General features: G+C 56.4%; 2 pseudogenes. One reads left to right on the top strand and one right to left on the bottom strand.

The window, feature by feature from the left end:
- A pseudogene (locus tag AC5ZG1_RS44790) lies at positions 1-96 on the top strand (FadR/GntR family transcriptional regulator); the annotation flags it as partial.
- Positions 97-182: 86 nt separating this feature from the next.
- Here AC5ZG1_RS44790 and AC5ZG1_RS44795 read toward each other — a convergent pair.
- Positions 183-362 (bottom strand): annotated as a pseudogene (locus AC5ZG1_RS44795) (LysR substrate-binding domain-containing protein); the annotation flags it as partial.

Below are 362 nucleotides of genomic sequence, written 5' to 3' on the forward strand. Positions count from 1 at the left end.
GATGCGATAAAGGATCGTGATAGCAGAGAGGCGGAGCGAAACATGTATGATCACATCATTGACGCCAGAACGAACATACTCGGTCCGAGTATCTAAAAGAACTTGGTCTGAAAATTGGTATTGAGCGTGTTGACGCGTGCCCACCGCCACGGCCCTGATGTCGCCGATTTCAGCCGGCGGGTCTACTTAAACTGCCGACGAAGCCAGGACAGGAAGCTCCGTTTCCTGGCATCGCCTTCGAAAGGAAGGCGACTCAACAGGATGTAGCTGTAGCCGTTGCTGGAGAACCCGTGGGGAGCCACCAATTGCCCATTTTCCACAGCGTCGGCGACCAGCGGCTCCGGGCCGATCGCAGCACCCAG

The sequence above is a fragment of the Bradyrhizobium sp. Leo78 genome (assembly GCF_059512425.1).